Origin of the sequence: Pseudomonas entomophila, from assembly GCF_029193575.1 — a bacterium.
Taxonomy (GTDB): Bacteria; Pseudomonadota; Gammaproteobacteria; order Pseudomonadales; family Pseudomonadaceae; genus Aquipseudomonas; species Aquipseudomonas entomophila_G.
Genome location: NZ_JARGCS010000035.1, coordinates 23,998 through 47,158 on the forward strand (window position 1 = coordinate 23,998; position 23,161 = coordinate 47,158).

Below are 23,161 nucleotides of genomic sequence, written 5' to 3' on the forward strand. Positions count from 1 at the left end.
CCTCATGATGATGGCCCTCGGATCGTTCATCTTCGGCCTGCCCACACTCGTGTACCAGGAGCTGCAGCGTTCCACAGACTGGCGCCACAGCTCCACCAGCCGCATCGGCACCAACCCTGCCAGTCAGTTCCTGGGCCGCGGCGACGATACGATCACCCTGCCGGGTACGCTGCTCCCCGGCCTGGTCGGGTCACCTTTAAGCCTCGACCTGCTGCGCCGCATGGCTGACACCGGCAAGGCCTGGCCACTGATCGGCGGTACCGGGCGTATCTACGGCGTGTGGGTCATCACCTCGATCAGCGAGACGCAACAGATCTTCTTCGAGGACGGCACGCCGCGGCGCTACGAGTTCACGATCAATCTCAAGCGGATCGACGATGGCCTTGTCGACATGCTCGGCAGCCTGGTCGGCATCGGTGGGGGTGCGCTGCGCGGTGTGCTGGGGCGTCTGCTGTGAGCGTGCTGGGCCAGGCCAATGGCCTGCTCGACAAAGCGGCGCAGCGCTATCGCGATGCCACGGCCTACCCGCGACCGATCTGCAAGGTCGTCGTCGCCGGCAACGACATCACGGCGATGCTGGAAAAGCGGCTGATCAGCATCGAGCTGACCGACAATCGCGGCATGGAGGCTGACCAGCTGGATATCACACTCAGCGACCACGACGGCCTACTGGCCATCCCGCCCAGGGACGCGGCCGTCGACCTCTGGCTTGGCTGGGACGATATCGGGCTGATCTACAAGGGCCGATACAACGTCGACGAGACGGAGCACAGCGGCGCGCCGGACACCCTGAACATACGAGCACGCAGCGCAGACCTTAGCGGCGGCCTCAAGGTCAAGCGCGAACGGTCCTGGGACGCGACCCCGCTGGCGACCATCCTCAACACCATCGCAGCGGCCTACGGGCTCAACCCGCTGATCGGCGCTGCCCTGGCTACACTCAACATCCAGCACCTGGACCAGGCCAACGAGTCGGACGCTAACTTGCTCACCCGCCTCGGCCGCGACCATGACGCCATCGCGGCGATCAAGGCCGGCCGGCTACTGTTCATGCCCACCGGCAAGGCCTTGACCGCCAGCGGCCTGGAGCTACCCCACATCACCCTCACCCGCGAGGACGGTGACCAGCATCGCTTCCTACAGGCGAATCGCGACGCATACACAGGCGTCAAGGCCTACTACTACGAAGTCAACAGCGCGGAGAAGAAGGAGGCCATTGCCGGCGATGGCGAGAACATCAAGGAACTGCGCCACAGCTACACCGACCAGGCCAGCGCGCTCAAGGCTGCCCGGGCTGAGCTGAACCGTTTGCAGCGCGGCACCGCCACGCTCAGCTACACGCTGGCAAAAGGAAGGCCAGACCTGATACCGGACATGACTTACACCCTTACCGGGGTAAAGGCCGAAATCGCAGAGATCATCTGGCTCGGCGGCAACATCCGCCACAGCTTCACCCCGGACAGCTACACCACGTCGCTCGAACTTGAGTCGCAGCTGCCCGACGGCGATGTGTCGGAACTGGCCGACACAATCGATCAGGTCAACGAAGGCTATACCGGACTGGTGGCTTGGTACCGCGACCCGAAAACTGGGAAGCAGCACAAGCTGACCGAAGGCGACCAGACCAAGTCGCGGCGCCTCACTCATCTCTATCAGAGCAAAAACAGCGCGAAGCGGGCACTACAACGTGAGTGGAAACGGATGCAGGAAAAGCAGAAGTCCCCATAACCAAAATGCCAAAACGCTTGTACGTTGCTTGCGCCGGCTGCTGATCGACACCGTGATAAGATGTTTGGGCTTAGGTAGGAGAGCGACGAAGCACGAGCTCGGGCCAAATTGCGGACACAAAAAAACCGCCGTGAGAAGGCGGTTTTTCTGGCTGATGAGTTGAGAGCTCATCGGCGGCGTACTGAAGCAGTCGACGAACCGATACTAACGATGGCATTTGTATTGTGCAATACAAACGCTCGAAGTCGGCCGAATGGCGTAACGCGTAAATCATCGAATTTTGCAACGTAACCAAGCTTCGCCTTCAATCCGATTAGCGCCGAAGTAAAACACGCAAAATCGTCGAAAAAACGCCGAAGTAATCGGCATTTACAGTGAAACTGTAAATTTTTGCATTTTTTACAAGCACTACTTATAGCTCTTGTCAAGGCTTGTTAGTTAAACCGCAAAATAATCTTCACCTGACACTGAAAAGGCTTTTTTCGATCATTCGATCAGTGGTATCTAATACACCCAAGAGCCGAATAGCGGCCCTGGCCCCTCCTCCACGCGTGAGAAACGTGCCGGCATCGGAGGGCCGATTGACTCCCTGGCGTACTGAAGTAGTCGATACTTTTCAGTTGGCCACTCGCTAGGCCGGTAGGGCGAGCGGTGCCGGGGCTCCTCCTAAAGGGTACATTCCTATGGGTTGGAATTCATTCGCACGCCAGCTCTGGCGATGCGTATGTGCTTGTACGAGAGTGATCGGTGTATTCAGGGCATTTACCTGGATGTTTGATCACTGGGATGACCCTAGCGTCTAACCGAGGAGGCCCCACCAAACGGTGGGGCCTTTTTTACATCAGGCCCCGACACAGGATCGGGGCCCCCTCCTCTCGCCCTTACTCTGACAACTGCTTGAACGCTTTCAAGATCCGCATCACGTCCTGACGCTGCTGAGGGGACAACTGGCGTAACAGGCTGATGAACTCGCGCTCCAGCTGGGTAAGGTCTTCCATCTTGCGTACTCCATTTCCTTGAGGCGGTCGCCTGGCGCCGACGGCACCGAAAAAGACGACCGGGAGTTCCGCATTCTCTGCATAGTTTCGCGTGCCACCAGCCGAAATACTTAACCCACTACCAGGGATTTTCTTTACCCCTTGACAGGCGTGGCACCTGTACCGGCAATCGCAGGCCTGGCCGGCAGTGTCATGTAGACACCATTCTCCCCCCAGCCCTGCAAATTTCCCCCCGGCTCGACGATGTAGTACTCGCCGAAACCGTTGTCGGGCTGCTCCAGTCGCAACGCTCCGTTCTGCATACGCTTCCCTACATACTCGTCGGTGTTTTTACCGCCGGTGGCAAACAAGGAGTCGATGAAGTACTTGTCGCCTTTCGTGTAGAGCACCATGACATGGCCAAGCGCCCCGTCGCGCAGCCAGCTGCCTTTCTGGTCGGGATAGGCGTTCAGGTCCAGCGCCATAAGTTTGGCGTAGTCGGTGGCGCTCAGACCGATAAGCGTTGCCTTGTAGTCAGGATCAAAACTGACGTTCGCCCAGTAGGCACGATCCGATTGGCCAAGGACCCGAAGCCCGATGAAGGTCCGGTCAGCATCGACGTTTGAGTCGTCGCGAATTTTCTTTGCGACCTCAGCAAGCTCGACATCGCCGAGGCGATGAGGAATGGTCACCTCCACCTTCCGCGGGCGCCCTGGGCTGTAGTCGTCTTTGTTGATGGTGTAGGTTACCGCCGGTTTACTCGCTGTCTTTTCAGTTGGATGGATGAGTCCAATCTCTATGGCCAGGGCAATGACCAAGAGGCCTGCAATACAAGCAGCAGAACTCCCGATGAGCTGCCGGGCGATCCACCCCCTCCCTTTGGCTTTCTGCCGACGAGCCAGCCACAGCCAGACCCCAATAAATACCGCCAGAGACACCACTCCAACAACGCCATCCATTACTGAGTTACTCCTGTAAAAAGCGGCCTTCATGGCCGGTCGATGCCTTGATCTATGCGAGCCAGCAGACCTAGTACCCTTGGCGATCCGTCATATCAGCCAAGGCCACGGCGGTACGTTCAAGCACGCTCTGATCAGCAGGCGATAGCTTCCGGTAACACGCCAATACATTTGCTTCGCTGGCGGTGAGGCTGCCAGAGACCTCCCGCTTGCGCTCGCCAGTAAGCACATACAGCACATCCACACCGTGGCCAGCAGCGGCGATCAGATAATTCGCGTCAGGACTACGCTCGCCTTTTTCATAGTTGTACTGGGTGTTTTTTGAAGCACCCGCGCGCGCCGCAAATTCAGTTTGGTTGAGGCACAGCCGCTCCCGCTCTTCCTTCAGGCGCTCTCCAATTCCCACAAATGTCTCCATAAGGCATTGAAATTCCCACATTCAGGGGAAATACTTCGCCTGCTATCACACGAAATCACACGAATTTGCACTATGCCGAACGCCTACCCACCAGAGCAAGCACGCCAAGCAGCCCGTCGCCGGCTCGCCGCCGTTGGCATTTCCGTACGGAAATGGGCTGAGCAGAACAACCTCAATGAGTCCACCGTGTATGCCGTGCTCAGCGGGCAGAAGAAGTGCCTTCGCGGCGAGGCTCATCGAGCGGCTGTTCTACTCGGCATCAAGGAAGGCACGGTCGCACGGTAGTGCCGCCAGCTCAGGGAGAAAACGAGAAGATGAATCGCCCGGTTCTTGATAGCCGCCGCAAAGCCGTGATGGCTGTCGTTTCAGCCTTCCCCGGTGGCCGTGAGTGCGCCGCCACCCACCTGGGGCTGGACCTCAAGCAGTTCGACAACAAGCTCTACGAGAACGCCGGCCACCGCCCGCTGAGCGACGACCAGGTTCGCCAGCTGGAGCTGGTCGCCGGCACCTGCTTTCTGCCCGACTTCCTGTCCGGCCTCTATGGCGGCGTATTCGTTGCCATGCCAGAGGCCGCGACGCTCGACAACCTCGACCTCTATGCCCGTTCGCTGGCCGCTGACGTGGCCGAGGGCAAGGTCGACCAGATCATCGCCAAGGCCCTGGAAGACGGACGCCTCGACGAGGCCGAACTCGCCGAGATCGTCGCCGCTCACCGCGAACACATTGCAGCACGACACGCCGAAGTGGGCGCCGTCATCACCCTGCACCGGAAAATCCCGGGCAGGCAGGAACAGCAGTAGGCGCAGGCGCGCCGCACCATAACTGGCGAAAGCCATGGCCGCGTCTGGCGGCTGGGGAGAGACGATGAGCACCAACCATGGAGGCGGTTACAAGGCGCTGTGCCCCGCCTGCGGCAGCCGGATGCGTATCCGCAACTCGGAAGAGCAAACACCGATCTTCAAGACCATGTACGGCGAATGCACCAACCTGGGCTGTGGCGCGACCTACAGCGGCTCGCTGGCCTGGGAGTATGAATTGAACACCTCCGGAGTAGATCGGCCACGCGTGCGCCTTCCCGTCGCGCCGTCGGTGAAGCGCATGCAAGCTATCCGCGACAGCGCCCGGAAAACCAACCAGCTCGACCTGTTGAACGCACTGGAGTCCTGACATGGAAGCCGTCCTGCTCACCGCCAGCCAGATCAACGACTACCGCACCGGCATGCAGCGTAACGCCGCCGAGTTCATCGCCCACCACCACCAGGAACACTTGGACGACGAAGCGCTTCGCCAACGCACCGCCCTGCACCTGGTGGAGACCTGGGAAGTGCCTCAGTTCATGGCCGGGCGCCTGGCCGAACTCGCGATGAGCGAACTGGGCTCGCCCCCAGCGGCGAGCCGCCCTCCCTTTTAAGCAATCCGAATAGTCCCTTCCCCTGCCCGCTTCGTGGGTAAGGGGAAACTGCACCCAACTGGTGGCCGAAATGACCGACATCACCATCGAAATCACCCTGAGCGAACAGCAGGCACGCATGTACCTGCAGTGGCTCCATTGCCAGTACACCCTGGCCATGTCCGAGGTCTGGTTCTCCGACCGCTACCGGCACGTTCCCGATGGCGAGCGTGGTCGCCAGGTACTGGCGGACCTGCCCCATCTGCGCGGCGTATGCCGTACACACAAGGCGCTGCAGAGCAAGCTGGCCCCGACTTCGATGGAGCGCCCGCAGTGAGCAAGCCCACGACCAACAAGCAGCGCAGCGACGATATGGAAGACAAGCTGCGCAGCGACGTGCTGTACCGCCTGGAGCGGGAGTACGGCCTGCAGCACATGACGGGCACCGACTACATGCGCAAGGGCACCTGCCCTCAGTGCAATCAAAAGCGCCTGTTCTCGCGATACGACAACCCCTGGTTCATCCGCTGCGGCCGGGAACAGAAGTGCCGCTACATGGCCCCGGTCAAGGAGCTGTACCCGGACCTGTTCGACGACTGGAGCAAGCGCGCACCCGCAACCAAGGATGAACCGGCGGCGAGTGCCATTGCCTACCTGACCTTTGCCCGCGGCTTCCGCCTGGAACTCATCAAGGGCTGGTACACCCAGGAGAGCTACCACGACAGCGAGCTGGGTATCGGCTCGGCCACCGTGCGGTTCGCGTTGGAGCATGGCGGCTACTGGGAGCGCCTCATCGATCAGCCGCACCGGTTCGGCAAGAAGAAGGCGCGCTTCCAGCCAGGCAAGAGCTACAAGGGCTATTGGTGGTGCCCGCCATGCCTCGACCTGCAGGAGGTCAAAGAGCTGTGGATCGTGGAAGGCATCTTCGACGCCATCGCCCTCCTGCATAACGGCATTGCCGCCGTGGCGGCCCTGTCGTCGAACGCCTACCCCGAGGAATCCCTTAAGGCCCTGATCGCCACCTGCGAAGGCAAAACGCCGAAGCTGATCTGGGCGCTCGACAACGAACCTGGCGCACACCGGTATACCAAGATGTGGGCCGAGCGCGCCCGTGCCCTCGGCTTCACCTGCGAAGCCGCACAGATCCCGCAACCCGATGCCCGCAAAGTCGACTGGAACGACCTGCATCAGCGCTGGGCATTCATGGATGACGAGGAAGCCCGCGCGGCACGCATCAAGGACGAACTGGATGAGGCCAAGCACCACGGCGCCCTGCTCATCGCCGAGAGCGCGGTGGAAAAGGCGCTGCTGATATACCAGTGGCGGGAGCGGGAAGAGTTCCACTTCGGCTTTGACTCGCGCCTCTACTGGTGGCGGCTGGACATTTCGAAGTTCAACAGCGCCATGCAAGCCCTGGACTCCAGTGAGAGCCAGGAAGACCAGCAGCTCAATGACAAAGCCCGCCGCGCCAAAGCGCTGCGCATGTCCGGCTGCGTGGTCGAGATCGCGAACTGCTACCCCAAGGCCCTGTACTACCAGCGCAACGAGATCACCGACGAGTCCTGGTACTTCTTCCGTGTCGACTTCCCCCACGACGGGGCCGCGGTGAAGAACACATTCACCGGTAGCCAGGTGGCCGCCGCCAGCGAGTTCAAGAAACGCCTTCTCGGCATGGGTGCCGGGGCCGTGTTCACCGGAAGTGGACAACAACTGGACAAGATCATGAAAGACCAGCTCTTCGGCATCAAAACTGTGCAAACCATCGACTACCTCGGCTACAGCCGCGAATACGGCTGCTACGTCTTCAACGAAGTCGCCGTGCGCGACGGCCAGGTAGTCAGCGTCAATGAGGAAGAGTTCTTCGAGATGGGCAAGCTCAAGCTCAAGAGCTTGCAGAAGGGCGTAAAGATGGCTCTGCAGAAGGACGACAAACGCTACAACGAGGAATGGGTAGCGCTGCTGTGGACGTGCTTCGGCGCCCAGGGCATCGTCGCCACCACCTTCTGGTTCGGCTCGCTGTTCGCCGAGCAGATCCGCTTCCGCTATCAGTCGTTCCCCTTCCTGGAAGCCACGGGCGAGGCCGGTGCCGGCAAGACCACCCTGCTCACACTGTTGTGGAAGCTGTTCGGACGCGAGGGCTATGAGGGCTTCGACCCGGCCAAGTCCACTAAGGCCGGCCGCAGCCGCTTGATGGGCCAGGTATCCAGCATGCCGGTGGTGCTGCTCGAATCCGACCGCAGCGGCGACGACAAGAGCCACGCCAAGACCTTCGAGTGGGACGAACTCAAGGACTACTTCGGCGGCGGCACGCTGGCCACCAAGGGCGTGAAGACCGCCGGCAACGAAACCTACGAACCGCCGTTCCGCGGGACCATCGCGATCAGCCAGAACGCCCCAGTGGTAGCGTCCGAAGCGATCATGACGCGGATTGTGAAGCTGCACTTCGTGCGCCCCCAGGTCACGGTTGAGAGCCGCGCAGCAGCCGACCGCCTGAACGGCCTGGACGGTACGTTGCTGAGCAACTTCCTGCTGCGCGCCGTCCGCAAAGAGGCCGAGATCCTTGAGCTGTTCTCCGTGCGCCTGCCTGTGTACGAGGCGAAGCTCCGCGCCCTGCACTCGCATTGCTTCGCCTGCGGGAACCAGTTCCAGGATGACCAGAGCCAATGCCACCACTGCGGCAGCCAGCTCAGCGGGTACATCCGCGTCGAGCGGATCATCTACAACCACGCCCAGATGCTGGCCCTGCTGGACTGCCTGCGCCTGGTCGTAACCCTCAGCGAGCAACAGGTCGAGCACACCCGCGCCCAACTGGTCCGCATGGCGATCGAGCGGCAGACCTCAATCAGCTCCGACCATCCCGTGGTGGCCGAATTCTGGGAAGTCTACGAATACCTGGAAGGCCTGGACGCCGACGGCCCTGTGGTGAACCACAGCAAGAAAGACCACGTCATCGCCATCAACCTCAACGACTTCGTCAAGAACGCCGCCGAGCACCGGCAGAAGCTGGCCGACATCAACGAGCTGCGCGACCGCTTGAAGGACTCGCGGTCGCGGAAGCTGGTCGAGGTCAACAAGGCCGTGGACAGCGCGGTCCGGGCTCACCAGGCGAAGAACAGCCATTTCACGCTCACCAAGCAACCCATCGTCAAGTGCTGGATGTTCCAGGCCTGACGCCACCGGCCGGCGCGGCAACGCCGACCTGCAACCCCAAGGAGAAGCACCATGCGTAAAGACAGCAAGACCGAGTTCTACCAGGCCAGCCCCGGCGAGACGCTCGCCACCCTGGCGGTCACCGGCCTCACCCTCGCGGTGCTGGGCCTGGCCAGCTACTACGCCCCCACCCTGCTCGCTGTAGCGCTGCACTGACCCTCAGTGCCCAGGCGCGGCAACGCCTGGGCCATTTCCCAAGGAGAAGCACCATGCAAAACAACACCCCTAAATGGCTCGACCTGTACATCACCGCCTTCGGCGCCCCGGGCCTGGTGGCCCTGGCATGGTGGGCCGGCGCCTTCCACGCGCAGCGCATCCGCGAGTTGCAGGAGACGTATCCGATCCTGCAGATCACCGGCGGTGCCGGCGTGGGCAAGTCGACGTTGGTGGCCAACCTCTGGAAGCTCGCCGGTTCGAGTGAAAGCGAGATTCGCAGCGCCAGCACCTGCGGCATGGGCGCTCTGTTGGCCTTCATGGCGCGGGCGGTGAACCGGCCGGTAGTCCTGGAAGAGTGCGACCGTGCCGATCAGTTCGACTGGAACCTGCTCAAGCACTGCTACGACGGGAAGCCAATCGCCTACCGCGGCATGGGGCAGCCGCTCGGCCGTATGGTGTTCCAGGGGGCACTGGCCTACGTCGGCGGCGAATTCGAGGTCCTGAACCCGCGCGTGGTGAACATCCACCTCGAGCGTCAGCCTACTGGCGAAGGCGCTCGGGAGGCGGTGCAGGCGCTGTATGAGCTGCAGCTCAAGGACCTCGCTCAGTTCCTGAACACGGTCCGGGACAACCGGGAGCAGGTGATTTATCGGCTCGGCCACGTGGAAGCATACACCGACGACCTGCAAGCCGAGAGCGGCATGAAAAGGGCAGCCGCCCGCAACCATGCACAGCTGCGGGCCTTGCTGAACCTGCTGGGCGACCTGTTCTGCATTCCCGATTGCCCCCTGACGAAGGCGCAGGTTCTGGTCCGTGAGATGGCGTTTGTTCACGCACCTCACTCTGTCGACGCGGGTGAGCCCGTATGAGCCCGACGCAGCTCAACCTGGAAATGCTGCTGGCCTTCGACGAATGGGCCGTCCCGCGTGGTTTCGATGTCACCAGCGCCGACGGCGTGGACGGTCCCGCTTTCAAGAACGTGGAGACACAGGCCGCATGGCTTGGCTTCGAGGCCGCCCATGGCGATGCCGGCTGCCGGCCGTATGGCCAGCAGCTCTACGCCCGGATCAAGAGGAGCAGCGAGTACGCCCATCAAGCTGCATACAGTTTCACCGTGCGGGTGGGGCATCCAACCCACGGCGAGTACGGCGTTTATGGAGGGCCTGGTGGGGTTTATCGCCTGCGCGACGTTGACCTGTTCGTGATCGTGGAGGGGAAGGAATACGGCCTTAGCTGATCACCATCTGCCACAAACAAGAAGGCCCCGGCGAGCGGCAACTCACCAAGGCCTGACCAACCCCAAGGAGAAGCACCATGCAAGTACAAACCCAAGAAGTCAGCGGCGAGAAGGCTACCACAGGGAGGCGCCCAAGGTTGGCCAGCCATGCGCTGGACCTGCCGAATCACTGCGATATCTGCAACAAGGCCCGCTCCCACGGAAATCATCAGCGCTGCAGCCAACTTCGTCAGCAGCGCCAGTCCGTGTACTGGGAATCCTACATGGCCAACGTCGAGGCCAAGCGCGCCAAGAAGGTTCGTCGTCATGCAATGGAGATGGTGTGATGGGCATGGTTCTATCGACAAAACCCCGACAGCTCGGCAAGCGTCTCTCTCTACTGGTCGGATATGCCCAGGATCACGGGTGGTCCATCACTCTCACGCGAGGTGGCCACTTGCGCCTTACCAAACCAGGTAAGCCAGTGATTCATACCAGCAGGACACCCAGCGACTGGCGTGCAGTGCACAACGCTGTCTCGATGCTGGCAAGGGCAGACACCAAGAACTGACGTCACCATCTTCTCGGCCTGGCGACAGGCCATCTTTATAGACGACCCATACACTGGGCCGTCTTTTCGTTTCGAGTACAAAAAATGGCAGCTGGAGTCGAAGTACGCGGCAACCATGTCCGCGTGTATTTCCGTTACCAGGGCGAGAAGTGCCGGGAGCCCATTCCAGGTGACGCCTCGCCTGCAAACCTGGCCAACGCGGAGCGCCTGGTCGGGATCATCAACTACGAAATCGAAGCCGGCACGTTCAACTACGCACGGCACTTCCCCGACTCGCCGCGCGTGAAGACCAACACCTTGGGCCACTACATCGATCTGTGGCTTGAGATCAAACGCAACCAGATGGCGGCTAGCGGCTTCGCCATGTACCTCAGCCGCACCGAAAAACACATCCGGCCGCGCTGGGGCGCCCTGCAGGCGGACCGCATCGATCACCTGGATATCCAGCACTGGGTGCAGACCGTGCTGATGCCCGAGCTGCACAACAAGACCGTACGCGAAATCGTCAGCCACCTGCGGCAGATTTTCCGGCTGTACCGCACCCGGAACCGCTTCGCGTTCGACCCCACCGATGGGATCACCATCTCGTTGCCGGACGCCGACGATCCCGACCCGTTCACCCGGGAAGAGATCGAAGCGATCCTCGGGCATCCAACCGACCGGCAGCAGGAGATCAACCTCTCGCAGTACATGATCTGGTCCGGCCCACGGGTCAGCGAAGCGATTGCCCTGGCCTGGGAGGATGTCGACCTGGTCGCAGGCACCGTGGAGATCCGCCGCGCGCGGGTGGCTGGGCAATACAAGGTGACCAAAACCCGGCGCTCGACGCGCAAGGTCAAACTTCTCGCCCCTGCCCTGCGCGCGTTACAGGATCAGGCACGGTTCAGCGGAGATCTGCCTGCGGAGTTGGTCCAAGTTGTCGATCGGGACAACCGGACACTGCGCGAGCAGCGCGTGCGGTTCGTCTTCCACAACACCGCCACGGGGGAGCCGTACCGATCCTCGGACGTACTGCGGCATGGGTGGTGGATCACACACCTGGAAAAGGCCGGCGTTCGCCAGCGGGGGCCGAACACCTGCAGACACACGTTCGCCAGCCAGATGCTGAGCAGTGGCATTGCCACACCGGAATGGATTGCAGATCAGATGGGGCATACGTCGACGGCGATGATCTTCAAGCACTACGCGAAGTGGATCAGCGAGGACGGGCCAGACGTGGTGGGGTTGTTAAACCGAGCGCTCAGGCTGAGCTGAAGAAACGACAAAGGGGCCACAGAAGGCCCCTTTCTCTTGCCTGTCGGTCCCAAAGTGGTCCCAAAACGCTCCCATTAGAGGGGTTGGCGATCGTGAACATCAATGAAATCAGGCACTTATATGGCGGAAGCGTAGAGATTCGAACTCTAGGATAGTTGCCCATCGACGGTTTTCAAGACCGTTGCCTTAAACCACTCGGCCACGCTTCCAGCTGTTTTGCGGCGGCAATCATACCGTAATGAAACAAGCTGTCAAACTCTCTGTGTCGCGGGCTGCGGCAGCTCTGTTATGCTCTTTGCAACCATACGTTTCAAACCCACAGGATCCACAGGAGTGTCGCCATGCGCGAACAGGATTACGCCGTACAACACGGCCAGCAGGTCGAGCAGCAGGAGGTCAGCAAGGTCCTGCGCAACACGTACAGCCTGCTGGCGCTCACCCTCGCCTTCAGCGGCATCATGGCCTTCGTGGCCCAGCAGATGCGCGTCGGCTACCCGAACATCTTCGTCGTGCTGATCGGCTTCTACGGGCTGTTCTTCCTCACCGCCAAGCTGCGTGACTCGGTCTGGGGCCTGGTGTCCACCTTCGCCCTCACCGGCTTCATGGGCTTCATCCTCGGCCCTATCCTCAACCGCTACCTGGGCATGAGCGGCGGCGCCGAAGTGGTCAGCTCGGCCTTCGCCATGACCGCGCTGGTATTCGGCGGTCTGTCGGCCTATGTGCTGATCACCCGCAAGGACATGAGCTTCCTCAGCGGCTTCATCACCGCCGGCTTCTTCGTCCTGCTGGGTGCCGTGGTGGCCAGCTTCTTCTTCCAGATCAGCGGCCTGCAACTGGCGATCAGCGCGGGCTTCGTGCTGTTCTCGTCGGTCTGCATCCTGTTCCAGACCAGCGCCATCATCCACGGCGGCGAGCGTAACTACATCATGGCGACCATCAGCCTGTATGTATCGATCTACAACCTGTTCGTCAGCCTGCTGCAGCTGTTTGGCATCATGGGTCGTGATGACTGATCGATGAGTTGGTGGTAACGGAAAGCCCGCTTCGGCGGGCTTTTTCGTGGGTGTTTGTGTGGGCCCTATCGCGGGGCGAGCCCGCTCCTACAAGTGCCGCGGCGTCGGTACCTGCGCGGCGAAGCACTACCCCTATGCCCCCGCGCCCCGTAGAATGCGCTCCTTTTTTCTTCCGGGGCAGCTTCCCATGAGTTCACTCGAACAAGGCCCAGGCGCGCAGGCGCCTGCCAACGAACTGGTTCTGGGCCTCGAAGACCGGCCACGGCTTTTGATCGGCCTGCTGGCGGCGTTGCAGCACCTGCTGGCGATCATCGTGCCGATCGTCACCCCGGGCCTGCTCATCTGCCAAGCCCTGGGCGTGTCGGCACGCGACACCAACCTGATCGTGTCCATGTCGCTGGTGATCTCCGGCATCGCCACCTTCGTCCAGTGCAAGCGCTTCGGGCCGTTTGGCGCGGGGCTGCTGATCGTCCAGGGTACCAGCTTCAACTTCGTCGGGCCGCTGATCGCCGGCGGCGCGCTGATGGTCAAGCAAGGCACGCCGGTCGAAGGCGTGATGGCGGCGATCTTCGGCGTGGTGATCGCCGGTTCGTTCGTGGAGATGGGCGTGTCGCGCATCCTGCCGTTCATCAAGCGCCTGATCACCCCGCTGGTGACCGGCATCGTCGTGCTGATGATCGGCCTGACCCTGATCAAGGTCGGTTTGATCAGCATGGGCGGTGGCTTCGCCGCGATGGGCAACGGCACTTTCGCCAATGGCGAGAACCTGCTGCTGTCGGGCGTGGTGCTGGCGATCATCGTGGTGCTCAACCGTATTCCACTGGTGTGGATGCGCAGCTGCGCCATCGTCATCGCGCTGGCAGTGGGTTACGCACTGGCCGGCTACCTGGGCCGCCTGGACTTCACGGGCATGCACGAGGCGGCGTTGTTCCAGGTGCCGGTGCCGCTGCACTTCGGCCTGGGCTTCTCCTGGGCGCTGTTCATCCCGATGCTGGTGATCTACCTGGTGACCTCGCTGGAAGCGATCGGTGACGTCACCGCCACCAGCAAGGTGTCGCGCCAGCCGGTCGAAGGCCCGGTGTGGATGCAACGGATCAAGGGCGGGGTGCTGGTCAATGGCGCCAACTCGCTGCTGGCCGGGCTGTTCAACACTTTCCCCAGCTCGATCTTCGCGCAGAACAATGGGGTCATCCAGCTGACCGGCATCGCCAGTCGGCATATCGGCCTCTGGATCGCCGTGATGCTGGTCCTGCTGGGGCTGTTCCCCAGCGTCGCCGGGGTAATCCAGGCAGTGCCGGAGCCAGTGCTCGGCGGCGCAGCCATGGTGATGTTCGGCGCGGTGGCCGCCTCGGGCATCAATATCCTCGCCAGCACCCGCCTTGACCGCCGCGCGCTGCTGATCATCGCCGTGTCCCTGGCCCTGGGCCTGGGTGTGGCGCAGGTGCCGGAGTTCCTCGCGCACATGCCAGCGGCGCTGCGCAACGTGCTGGAGTCGGGCGTGGCCACTGGCGGCATCTGCGCACTGGTGCTCAACTGGTTCCTGCCGGAGAGCCAGGAAAAAGCCTGACCGCCACCTGCCCGCCCAAAGAGCCCGCGCCCACAAGCCGCGGGCTTTTTGCTTTATCATGCGCGCATTCCCTTGCACGAGCTTTCCATGAAATTCGCCATTGCGGTCTTTTCCCCGGCCCATGCGCCCTCCTCGCGGCGTGCCTTGCGCTTCGCCGAGGCGGTGCTGGCCGGTGGGCATGAGATTGCCCGCCTGTTCTTCTATCAAGACGGGGTGCACAGTGCCTCGGTCAACATCGTCGCGCCTCAGGACGAAGTGGACGTGGCGGCGCAGTGGCGCGCCTTCGTCAACGACCATCGCCTGGACGCTGTGGTGTGCATCGCCGCGGCCCTGCGCCGGGGCGTGCTGGACGACAGCGAGGCCAACCGCTACCAACGCCCGGCAGTGAACCTGCCAGCGCCGTGGGAGCTGTCCGGCTTGGGCCAACTGCACGAGGCGGCGCAGGTTGCCGATCGCCTGGTCTGCTTCGGAGGCGATTGAGATGGCCAAGTCACTGTTGATCATCAGCCGCCAGGCCCCGTGGAATGGTCCCTCGGCCCGTGAAGCGCTGGACATCGCCCTGGCCGGCGGCGCCTTCGACCTGCCCCTGGGCATGCTGTTCCTCGATGACGGTGTGTTCCAGCTCGCCGGCGGCCAACAACCCACCGCCGTGCAACAGAAGAACCTCGCCGCCAACCTCCAGGCGCTGCCGATGTTCGGCGTTGAGGAACTGTTCGCCTGTGGCCACAGCCTCGCCGTGCGCGGTCTGGACGGCGATGCACTGGCGCTGCCGGTGCAAGTGCTCGATGACACGGCCCTGGCGGCCTTGATCGCCCGTTTCGACCAGGTGGTGACGCTCTGATGACGACCCTGCATGTAATCAGCCATTCGCCGTTCGGTGACGATCGCCTGGCCAGTTGCCTGCGCCTGCTCGGCGCCGACGATGGCCTGCTGCTGTGCGGCGACGCGGTCTACGCCCTGCGCGCCGGCAGCGAACCTCACCGACAGTTGCAGGCCGCCGCCCTGGGCGAGCGCCTGTACGCCCTCGATGAAGACCTGCAAGCCCGCGCCCTCACTGGCGACCTGGCCAAGGCCGTGGACTACCCCGCCTTCGTTGCGCTGTCATTGCACTTCGACAAGGTGAACAGCTGGCTATGAACACCCTGACCGTCGATGATCGCCTGATCGACCTGGACAAGGACGGCTTCCTGGTCGACCTGCAAGACTGGTCCCACGCCGTCGCCGAGGCCCTGGCCAGCCGCGAGGCCATTACCCTGACCGCCGACCACTGGGAAATCCTCGAACTGCTGCGCCAGTTCTATGCCGAGTACCAGCTGTCGCCGGCCACCCGTCCATTGATCAAGTACACCGCCCTCAAGCTGGGCACGGACAAGGGCAACAGCCCGCACCTGAACCGCCTGTTCAACGGCACCCCCGCCAAACTGGCTGCCAAGCTGGCGGGCCTGCCCAAGCCGACCAATTGCATATGACCGAACCTCGCCCGCTGCTCCTGCAAACCCCGGCCGAACACCCCTTCGCCGAATTCGTGCGCATCCTCGGCAAAGGCAAGCGCGGCGCGCGCGGCCTGACCCGCGAGGAGGCCCGCGCCGCCATGACCCTGCTGCTCGAAGGCAAGGTCGAGGACACCCAACTCGGTGCGTTCCTCATGCTGCTGCGGCACAAGGAAGAAAGCGCCGAGGAACTCGCCGGCTTCACCGAAGCCCTGCGCGCCCACTTGCAGGCGCCGCCAATCGCCGTGGACCTCGACTGGCCGAGCTACGCCGGCAAGAAGCGCCACCTGCCCTGGTACCTGCTGGCAGCGCGCTGCCTGGCCGGGAACGGCGTGCGCATCCTGATGCACGGCGGCGGCGCCCACACCGCCGGGCGGCTGTATACCGAGCAACTGCTGGCCCTGCTGGGCATTCCCTTGTGCCGTGACTGGCAAACCGTGGCCGACGCCCTGGAAGAGCGCCGACTGGCCTTCTTCCCCTTGCAGGACTGGGCGCCGCAGCTGCAACGGATGATCGACCTGCGCAACACCCTCGGGCTGCGCTCGCCGATCCACTCCCTGGCCCGCGTGCTCAACCCGTTATCGGCCCGCTGCGGCCTGCAAAGCATCTTCCACCCCGGCTACCAGGCCGTGCACCGCGAGGCCAGCCGCCTGCTCGGCGACCCGGCATTGGTCATCAAGGGGGACGGTGGCGAGATCGAGGTCAACCCGGATGTGGTCAGCCACCTTTACGGCACGGCCAACGGCGAAGCCTGGGACGAGGAATGGCCGGCCCTGAGCGCCCAGCGCCACGTCAAGCCGGCCAGCCTGGAGCCCACGCACCTGCTGGCGGTCTGGCGCGGCGAGGCCGAGGACAGTTACGGCGAGCTGGCGGTGGTGGCGACCATGGCCCTGGCCCTGCGCGGACTTGGCCAGGACCGCGAGCAGGCGTTCGAAACCGCGCAGCGCTACTGGGCACAACGTAAAACCATCGAGTAAACCGATCAGAACCTCGCAGTCTTTGCGCTATTCATTCGAACGGTTTTCCCTAGACTGGGCTCCAATGACAAACGATTGAGTTTCGAGGAGCGTTTCATGGGCCTTTTGATCGAAGGCCGCTGGCACGACCAGTGGTACCAGAACAGCAAGGACGGCGCCTTTCGCCGAGAAAACGCCCAGCGCCGCAACCCGCTGCCCACCCCCGAGGCGGGCCGCTACCACCTCTACGTGTCGCTGGCCTGCCCCTGGGCCCACCGCACCCTGATCGTGCGCGCGCTCAAGGGCCTGGAGCCGTTGATCGACGTTTCGGTGGTCAGTTGGTTGATGGGCGAGCACGGCTGGACCTTCGACAGCGAAACCGGCTCCACGGGCGACGCGCTCGATGGCCTGCAGTACCTACACCAGCGCTACACCGAGGACGATCCACGCTACACCGGCCGGGTCACCGTGCCCGTACTGTGGGACACGCAGGAAAAGCGCATCGTCAACAACGAATCGTCAGAGATCATCCGCCTGTTCAACAGCGCCTTCGACGAACTGACCGGCAACCGCCTGGACCTCTACCCCACACCGCTGCGCGCGACCATCGACGCGCTCAACGAGCGGATCTACCCGGCGATCAACAATGGCGTGTACCGGGCGGGCTTCGCCACTACCCAAGCGGCTTACGAGACGGCGTTCGATGAGGTGTTCACTGAGTTGGACCGGCTGGAACAGCTGCTCGACCAGCAACGCTACCTGGCCGGCGAATACCTGACCGAGGCCGATGTGCGGCTGTTCACCACGCTGGTGCGCTTCGATGCGGTGTATCACGGCCACTTCAAGTGCAACCTGCGGCGCCTGGCTGACTACCCGAACCTGTCCAACTGGCTGCGTGAGCTCTACCAATGGCCGGGAGTGGCAGGGACAGTGAACATGGAGCATATCCAGAAGCACTATTATCTGAGCCATAAGACCATCAACCCCAACGGCATCGTGCCTAAGGGGCCGTTGCAGGATCTCGGGCAAAGCCATGATCGGGCGCGGTTGCCTGGGCGGGGGATCTGGGAGCGGGATTGACAGGAGTCAGCACGGTACCTGTAGAGAGCGGGCTTGCCCCGCGATTGCGTCCCCCCAAGCACCCCAGCGGTGAGGGAACGAACGCAATCGCGAGGCAAGCCCGCGCCTGCAAGGGATAACGTATTGCTCAGGTGTCTTGCGAACCTTCGAACCACGCCAGCTTGTCGCGCAACTGCACCACCTCGCCGACGATCACCAAGGTCGGTGCATGCACCTCGTGTTGCGCCACGAGCGCCGGCAGGTCGGCCAGCGTGCCAGTGAACACCCGCTGGTTGCGCGTGGTGCCTTGCTGCACGAGCGCCGCCGGGGTGCTGGCCGCGCGGCCATGGCGGATCAGTTCGGCACAAATGGTCGGCAAGCCCACCAGCCCCATGTAGAACACCAGGGTCTGTGCCGGTGCCACCAGGTCATTCCAAGGCAGGTTGCTGGTGCCGTCCTTGAGGTGGCCGGTGACGAAGCGCACCGACTGGGCATAGTCGCGGTGGGTCAGCGGAATGCCGCCGTAGGCGGAACAGCCGCTGGCCGCGGTAATACCCGGCACAACCTGGAAGGGGATGCCCTCCTCGGCCAGTTCCTCGATTTCCTCGCCGCCCCGGCCGAAGATGAACGGGTCGCCGCCCTTCAGGCGCAATACGCGCTTGCCTTGACGGGCCAAATCAACCAGCAGGCGGTTGATCTGCTCCTGCGGCACGGCGTGATCGGCGCGGCGCTTGCCGACGTAGATGCGCTCGGCATCGCGCCGGCACATCTCGATGATGGCCGGGGCCACCAAGCGATCGTAAAGCACCACATCGGCCTGCTGCATCAGACGCAAGGCGCGGAAGGTCAACAGGTCCGGGTCACCCGGGCCTGCGCCGACCAGGTACACCTCACCGCCCTGCTGCACGGGCGCGCCGTCGACCAACGCCTGCAACAGCCGCTCGGCCTCGGCGCCCTGCCCGGCCAGTTGGCGCTCGGCGACCGGCCCTTGGAACACGGTCTCCCAGAACCCACGGCGCTGGTTGACGTCCGGGTACAAGGCCTTGACCTTGTCGCGAAAGCGCGCAGCCAGCCCGGCCAGCTCGCCATAAGCAGAGGGAATCCACGCCTCCAGCTTGGCGCGGATCAGGCGTGCCAGCACCGGCGCGTCACCACCGCTGGACACTGCCACCACCAGAGGCGAGCGGTCGACGATGGCCGGGAAGATCACCGTGCACAGGGCCGGGGCATCCACCACGTTGACCGGCAGGCTACGCGCCTGGGCGTCCGTCGAGACCTGGGCGTTGAGCGCCGGGTCGTCGGTGGCCGCGATCACTAGGCGGCAGCCGTCCAGGTCATCGACCTGGTAACCGCGCACCAAGACTTCTCCGCCGCCTTCCCTGGCCAGCGCGGCCAGCTGGCCGTCAACTTCCGGCGCGACCACGCGCAGCACGCTGCCGGCATCCGCCAGCAAACGCGCCTTGCGCAACGCGATCTCGCCACCGCCGACGACCAGCACCCGGCCACCCCGCAGCTTGTGGAACAGCGGCAGGTAGTTCATTTAGCGGATGACCTCGACACCGCCCATGTAGGGCTTGAGCACGTCCGGCACGCGAATCGAACCGTCGGCTTGCTGGTAGTTCTCCAGTACCGCCACCAGGGTACGGCCTACCGCCAGGCCCGAGCCATTGAGGGTGTGCACCAGTTCCGGCTTGCCGGTTTCCGGGTTGCGCCAGCGCGCCTGCATGCGGCGGGCCTGGAAGTCGCCGCAGTTGGAGCACGAGCTGATTTCGCGGAACTTGCCCTGGCTCGGCACCCACACTTCCAGGTCGTAGGTCTTCACGGCGCTGAAGCCCATGTCACCCGTGCACAGCGCCAGCACGCGGTACGGCAGCTCCAGTGCTTGCAGCACGCGCTCGGCGTTGGCGGTCAGGCCTTCGAGGGCCTCCATGGACTTCGACGGCTCGACGATCTGCACCATCTCGACCTTGTCGAACTGGTGCTGGCGGATCATGCCACGGGTGTCGCGGCCCGACGCACCGGCCTCGCTGCGGAAGCACGGGGTGTGGGCCACGAACTTGATCGGCAGTTGCTTGGCGTCGACGATCTCGCCGGCAACGATGTTGGTCAGCGACACTTCGGCGGTCGGGATCAGGTAGAAGTCGGCCTCGCCTTCGCGGCTGATCTTGAACAGGTCTTCCTCGAACTTCGGCAACTGGCCGGTGCCCTGCAGGGCCGGGGCTTGCACCAGGTACGGGGTGTAGGCTTCCTCGTAACCGTGCTCGCTGGTGTGCAGGTTGATCATGAACTGCGCCAGGGCGCGGTGCAGGCGGGCGATCGGGCCACGCAGCAGGGCAAAGCGGGCGCCAGAGAGCTTGGCGGCGGTCTCGAAGTCCAGGCCGCCGCTGATCTCACCCAGGGCCACGTGGTCCTTGATCTCGAAATCGAAGTCACGCGGGGTGCCCCAGCGGCGCACCTCGACGTTGGCCTCTTCGTCCGGGCCGACCGGCACGCTGGCGTCCGGCAGGTTGGGAATGGTCAGCACGATGCCGTCGAGCTCGGCCTGGATGGCGTCCAGCTCGACCTTGCCGGCGGCCAGCTCATTGGCCATGCGCTCGACGTCAGCCATCAGCGGGGCGATGTCCTCGCCCTTGGCCTTGGCCTGGCCGATCGATTTGGAACGGGCGTTACGCTCGGCCTGCAGCTGCTCGGTGCGGGTCTGCACCGACTTGCGGCGCTCTTCCAGGGATTCGATGCGCGCGACATCCAGGCTGAAGCCACGTGAGGCCAGGCGGTCCGCCACTTCCTGGAGTTGGCCGCGTAACAGTTTGGAATCGAGCATATCGTTCTCTCGTTGTGTGTATGTGTTGGTTCAGAATCTTGTCAGGGCCAGCCCCGCCCAGGTCGCCAGCAGCCCACCCATCACGCTGATGCCGGTGTAACCCAGGGCCAGCGGCAGTTGCCCGCTTTCGAGCAGGCGCACGGTGTCCAGCGAGAAGGACGAGAAAGTCGTCAGCCCTCCCAGGAAACCGACGATCAGCCCGGCGCGCAATTCGATTGGCGCCAGCGGCTTGTGCAGGAACAGACCATAGAGCAGGCCGATCAACAGGCAGCCGACCAGATTGACCGCCAGCGTACCGAGATAGAAGTGGCGTGGCCAGTGGGCCGTTACCCAATTGGCGGTAGCGAAGCGCAGCAAAGTGCCGACGATTCCGCCCGCACTGACGGCAGCGATAAGTGCGATCACGGTTTTCTCCGTTGCCGGGGGCTGTTGCGGTCCAGGTCGGCCAGGTGGCGCAGCTTCTCACCGATCTTCAGTTCCAGGCCGCGCGGCACCGGTTGGTAGTACTGGCGCGGTTCGAGCTGTTCGGGGAAATAGTCCTCGCCTGCGGCGTAGGCGTCCGGCTCGTCGTGGGCATAGCGGTATTCCTCGCCGTAGCCGAGCTGCTTCATCAGTTTGGTCGGGGCATTACGCAAGTGCAGCGGCACCTCCAGCGAGCCGTGCTCGGCAGCTTCGCGCATAGCGGCCTTGAAGCCCATGTACACGGCGTTGCTCTTCGGCGCGCAAGCGATGTAGGTGATGGCCTGCGCCACCGCCAGCTCGCCCTCCGGGCTGCCCAGGCGCTCCTGCACGTCCCAGGCCGACAGGCACAGGCTCAGGGCGCGGGGGTCGGCGTTGCCGATGTCTTCGCTGGCCATGCGCACCACCCGGCGGGCGATGTACAGCGGGTCGCAGCCGCCGTCGAGCATGCGCGCGTACCAATACAGCGCGGCATCGGGGTTGGAGCCGCGCACGGATTTGTGCAGCGCGGAAATCTGGTCGTAGAACGCCTCCCCGCCCTTGTCGAAGCGCCGACGGCTGTCGCCGAGCAGGCTCTGTAGCAACTCCACGTCGATCTCGCCGCCGTCGTCGGCCAGGTCCGAGGCGTTCTCGAGGAAGTTGAGCATGCGTCGGCCATCGCCATCCGCAGCAGCCATGAGCATCTGGAAGGCCTCGTCACCCACCCGCAACTGGTGCTTGCCCAGCCCGCGCTCCTCGCGCAGGGCACGGTCGACCAGCTTGCGCAGCGCCGCCTCGTCCAGGCTCTTGAGCACGTAGACCCGCGCCCGCGACAACAGCGCGTTGTTCAGTTCGAAGGAAGGGTTCTCGGTGGTCGCGCCGATGAAGATCAGCGTGCCGTCTTCAACGTAGGGCAGGAAAGCGTCCTGCTGGGACTTGTTGAAGCGGTGCACTTCGTCGACGAAGAGGATGGTGCGCCGGCCATACTGGGCCGCCTGCTGCTTGGCCACCTCGACCGCCTGACGGATCTCCTTGACCCCGGCCAGCACCGCCGAGACGGTTTCGAAGTGCGCGTCGCAGAACTGCGCCAACAACCGCGCCAGGGTGGTTTTGCCCACCCCGGGCGGGCCCCAGAAGATCATCGAGTGCAGCGCGCCCTGCTCCAGCGCCTCGCGCAGCGGCTTGCCGCGCGCCAGCAGGTGCTCCTGGCCAACGTACTCGTCCAGGTTGGACGGGCGCAGGCGCGCGGCCAGGGGCTGGGCGACGGGTTCGCTACGAAACAGGTCCATCACGCTCTCTCGTTACTCCTGGATGACGTCGGCGCCTTCCGGGATCTTGAACTGGAACTTGCTCGCCGGGATCGGCTCGTTGGCCTTGACCCCGTTGAACAGGATATTGGTGCGTTGGCCGACGCTGTCGATCAACTGCATGTCGTTGATCAAACCGCGGCGGAACGACACGCGCAGCGAGTCGAACAGGGTGTCCTTGGTTTTCGGTTTCAAGGTGAAGTCCATCACCTCGCCCTGTTCCTTGGAGACGATGTCGAAGCTCTGGCTGATCTTCGATACGTCACCGGACAGCAGCAGCGCCGGGGTCTGGCTCAGGCGCACGTCGAGCTTCTTGACGGTGGCCTGTTCCAGGTCCGGGTCCCACAGCGTGACCTTCTGCCCATCCGACACCACCACCTGCTCCTGCGGCGCGTCGGTGTGCCAGTAGAACAGGCCCGGGCGCTTGACCGCCATCTCGCCGTTGGTTTCCTGCAGGCTGGTGCCGCCAGCGTCCAGGGTCAGCTGGGAGAAACGGGCGGTGATGGTCTGGGACTTTTCCAGCAACTGGGTCAGGCGCTGCACATCTTGCTCGCCAGCCTGGGCCGACAGGCTGCCCAGTGCCAGGGCAGAAACCAACAGCATGCGAATCGCGCGCATGGGAATCCTCATT

28 protein-coding genes and 1 tRNA gene are annotated in these 23,161 nt (G+C 63.4%); 21 read left to right on the forward strand and 8 right to left on the reverse strand.

Translation table 11 applies throughout. The features are described from left to right. Window positions 1-4 precede the first annotated feature (4 nt). Together P0Y43_RS16615 and P0Y43_RS16620 are read left to right on the forward strand one after the other, a co-directional pair. Window positions 5-457 (forward strand): phage tail protein, encoded by a 453-nt coding sequence (locus P0Y43_RS16615; RefSeq protein WP_275638363.1) that lies wholly within the window; start codon window positions 5-7, stop codon window positions 455-457. Next, complete coding sequence (locus P0Y43_RS16620; protein WP_275638364.1) at window positions 454-1,728, forward strand: phage late control D family protein; 1,275 nt, start codon at window positions 454-456, stop codon at window positions 1,726-1,728. The genes P0Y43_RS16615 and P0Y43_RS16620 overlap by 4 nt, the downstream gene beginning before the upstream one ends. A 1,132-nt stretch (window positions 1,729-2,860) precedes the next feature. Here the strand turns inward: P0Y43_RS16620 and P0Y43_RS16625 are convergent. After that, on the reverse strand, window positions 2,861-3,664 hold the full coding sequence (locus P0Y43_RS16625) for a zinc ribbon domain-containing protein (RefSeq protein ID WP_275638365.1): 804 nt from the start codon (window positions 3,662-3,664) through the stop codon (window positions 2,861-2,863). A gap of 70 nt (window positions 3,665-3,734) precedes the next feature. Next, window positions 3,735-4,070, reverse strand: a complete 336-nt coding sequence (locus P0Y43_RS16630; protein ID WP_275638435.1) for a helix-turn-helix domain-containing protein — start codon at window positions 4,068-4,070, stop codon at window positions 3,735-3,737. Window positions 4,071-4,154: 84 nt separating this feature from the next. Between P0Y43_RS16630 and P0Y43_RS16635 the strand changes: the two genes are divergently transcribed. The 11 genes from P0Y43_RS16635 to P0Y43_RS16685 all read left to right on the forward strand — a co-directional run bounded on the left by P0Y43_RS16635 (window position 4,155) and on the right by P0Y43_RS16685 (window position 11,879). Continuing rightward, a complete protein-coding gene (locus tag P0Y43_RS16635) occupies window positions 4,155-4,367 on the forward strand; it encodes a DNA-binding protein (RefSeq protein ID WP_275638366.1) in 213 nt (70 codons plus the stop codon). A gap of 29 nt (window positions 4,368-4,396) precedes the next feature. Then, the gene (locus tag P0Y43_RS16640; protein WP_275638367.1) at window positions 4,397-4,882 is read left to right on the forward strand and encodes a YmfL family putative regulatory protein; all 486 of its coding nucleotides are present in this window, start codon (window positions 4,397-4,399) and stop codon (window positions 4,880-4,882) included. 64 nt (window positions 4,883-4,946) lie between these two features. Next, window positions 4,947-5,249, forward strand: a complete 303-nt coding sequence (locus tag P0Y43_RS16645) for an ogr/Delta-like zinc finger family protein (protein WP_275638368.1) — start codon at window positions 4,947-4,949, stop codon at window positions 5,247-5,249. 1 nt (window position 5,250) lies between these two features. Beyond that, window positions 5,251-5,493, forward strand: a complete 243-nt coding sequence (locus tag P0Y43_RS16650; protein ID WP_275638369.1) for a hypothetical protein — start codon at window positions 5,251-5,253, stop codon at window positions 5,491-5,493. 70 nt (window positions 5,494-5,563) lie between these two features. Further along, complete coding sequence (locus P0Y43_RS16655) at window positions 5,564-5,809, forward strand: hypothetical protein (RefSeq protein ID WP_275638370.1); 246 nt, start codon at window positions 5,564-5,566, stop codon at window positions 5,807-5,809. A 35-nt stretch (window positions 5,810-5,844) separates the two neighbouring features. Further along, window positions 5,845-8,643, forward strand: a complete 2,799-nt coding sequence (locus P0Y43_RS16660) for a toprim domain-containing protein (protein WP_275638436.1) — start codon at window positions 5,845-5,847, stop codon at window positions 8,641-8,643. 51 nt (window positions 8,644-8,694) lie between these two features. Next, a complete protein-coding gene (locus P0Y43_RS16665) occupies window positions 8,695-8,838 on the forward strand; it encodes a hypothetical protein (protein WP_275638371.1) in 144 nt (47 codons plus the stop codon). Between the two features lie 53 nt (window positions 8,839-8,891). Beyond that, entirely contained in the window at window positions 8,892-9,707 is an 816-nt protein-coding gene (locus tag P0Y43_RS16670) for a hypothetical protein (protein ID WP_275638372.1), read from the forward strand. Further along, window positions 9,704-10,075: a hypothetical protein gene (locus tag P0Y43_RS16675; RefSeq protein ID WP_275638373.1), complete on the forward strand. Its 372-nt coding sequence runs from the start codon at window positions 9,704-9,706 to the stop codon at window positions 10,073-10,075. The genes P0Y43_RS16670 and P0Y43_RS16675 overlap by 4 nt, the downstream gene beginning before the upstream one ends. Before the next feature lie 77 nt (window positions 10,076-10,152). Next, window positions 10,153-10,401 (forward strand): hypothetical protein, encoded by a 249-nt coding sequence (locus P0Y43_RS16680; protein ID WP_275638374.1) that lies wholly within the window; start codon window positions 10,153-10,155, stop codon window positions 10,399-10,401. Between the two features lie 308 nt (window positions 10,402-10,709). Next, on the forward strand, window positions 10,710-11,879 hold the full coding sequence (locus tag P0Y43_RS16685; protein WP_275638375.1) for a site-specific integrase: 1,170 nt from the start codon (window positions 10,710-10,712) through the stop codon (window positions 11,877-11,879). A 121-nt stretch (window positions 11,880-12,000) separates the two neighbouring features. On the opposite strand, the gene P0Y43_RS16690 is transcribed toward P0Y43_RS16685, so the two are convergent. Next, window positions 12,001-12,088 (reverse strand) — tRNA-Ser (locus P0Y43_RS16690). Window positions 12,089-12,220: 132 nt separating this feature from the next. On the opposite strand from P0Y43_RS16690, the gene P0Y43_RS16695 reads away from it, so the two are divergent. From P0Y43_RS16695 to P0Y43_RS16730, 8 genes are all read left to right on the forward strand, one after another. Next, window positions 12,221-12,892: a Bax inhibitor-1/YccA family protein gene (locus P0Y43_RS16695; RefSeq protein WP_275638376.1), complete on the forward strand. Its 672-nt coding sequence runs from the start codon at window positions 12,221-12,223 to the stop codon at window positions 12,890-12,892. Between the two features lie 187 nt (window positions 12,893-13,079). Further along, the gene (locus P0Y43_RS16700) at window positions 13,080-14,459 is read left to right on the forward strand and encodes a nucleobase:cation symporter-2 family protein (RefSeq protein WP_275638377.1); all 1,380 of its coding nucleotides are present in this window, start codon (window positions 13,080-13,082) and stop codon (window positions 14,457-14,459) included. An 87-nt stretch (window positions 14,460-14,546) separates the two neighbouring features. Then, window positions 14,547-14,939, forward strand: coding sequence for a sulfurtransferase complex subunit TusD (gene tusD / locus P0Y43_RS16705; protein ID WP_275638378.1), 393 nt, complete (start codon window positions 14,547-14,549; stop codon window positions 14,937-14,939). A gap of 1 nt (window position 14,940) precedes the next feature. Next, window positions 14,941-15,300, forward strand: a complete 360-nt coding sequence (gene tusC / locus P0Y43_RS16710; protein ID WP_275638379.1) for a sulfurtransferase complex subunit TusC — start codon at window positions 14,941-14,943, stop codon at window positions 15,298-15,300. Further along, the gene (gene tusB, locus P0Y43_RS16715; RefSeq protein ID WP_275638380.1) at window positions 15,300-15,596 is read left to right on the forward strand and encodes a sulfurtransferase complex subunit TusB; all 297 of its coding nucleotides are present in this window, start codon (window positions 15,300-15,302) and stop codon (window positions 15,594-15,596) included. The genes tusC and tusB overlap by 1 nt, the downstream gene beginning before the upstream one ends. Then, window positions 15,593-15,928, forward strand: a complete 336-nt coding sequence (locus P0Y43_RS16720) for a TusE/DsrC/DsvC family sulfur relay protein (protein ID WP_275638381.1) — start codon at window positions 15,593-15,595, stop codon at window positions 15,926-15,928. The genes tusB and P0Y43_RS16720 overlap by 4 nt, the downstream gene beginning before the upstream one ends. Before the next feature lie 14 nt (window positions 15,929-15,942). Then, a complete protein-coding gene (locus P0Y43_RS16725; RefSeq protein ID WP_275638437.1) occupies window positions 15,943-16,926 on the forward strand; it encodes a glycosyl transferase family protein in 984 nt (327 codons plus the stop codon). Window positions 16,927-17,022: 96 nt separating this feature from the next. Then, the gene (locus tag P0Y43_RS16730; protein ID WP_275638382.1) at window positions 17,023-17,985 is read left to right on the forward strand and encodes a glutathione S-transferase family protein; all 963 of its coding nucleotides are present in this window, start codon (window positions 17,023-17,025) and stop codon (window positions 17,983-17,985) included. 127 nt (window positions 17,986-18,112) lie between these two features. On the opposite strand, the gene cysG is transcribed toward P0Y43_RS16730, so the two are convergent. The 5 genes from cysG to lolA are packed head-to-tail and all read right to left on the reverse strand — an operon-like array spanning window position 18,113 to window position 23,148. After that, the gene (cysG, locus tag P0Y43_RS16735) at window positions 18,113-19,504 is read right to left on the reverse strand and encodes a siroheme synthase CysG (protein ID WP_275638383.1); all 1,392 of its coding nucleotides are present in this window, start codon (window positions 19,502-19,504) and stop codon (window positions 18,113-18,115) included. Continuing rightward, entirely contained in the window at window positions 19,505-20,785 is a 1,281-nt protein-coding gene (gene serS / locus P0Y43_RS16740) for a serine--tRNA ligase (protein WP_275638384.1), read from the reverse strand. It abuts the gene before it with no gap. Between the two features lie 30 nt (window positions 20,786-20,815). Next, window positions 20,816-21,190: a fluoride efflux transporter CrcB gene (gene crcB, locus P0Y43_RS16745; RefSeq protein WP_275638385.1), complete on the reverse strand. Its 375-nt coding sequence runs from the start codon at window positions 21,188-21,190 to the stop codon at window positions 20,816-20,818. Next, the gene (locus P0Y43_RS16750; protein WP_275638386.1) at window positions 21,187-22,512 is read right to left on the reverse strand and encodes a replication-associated recombination protein A; all 1,326 of its coding nucleotides are present in this window, start codon (window positions 22,510-22,512) and stop codon (window positions 21,187-21,189) included. The genes crcB and P0Y43_RS16750 overlap by 4 nt, the downstream gene beginning before the upstream one ends. A gap of 12 nt (window positions 22,513-22,524) precedes the next feature. Further along, window positions 22,525-23,148 carry an outer membrane lipoprotein chaperone LolA gene (lolA, locus tag P0Y43_RS16755; protein ID WP_275638387.1) on the reverse strand — a complete coding sequence of 208 codons (624 nt, stop codon included), beginning with the start codon at window positions 23,146-23,148 and terminating at the stop codon, window positions 22,525-22,527. Between the last annotated feature and the right edge of the window lie 13 nt (window positions 23,149-23,161).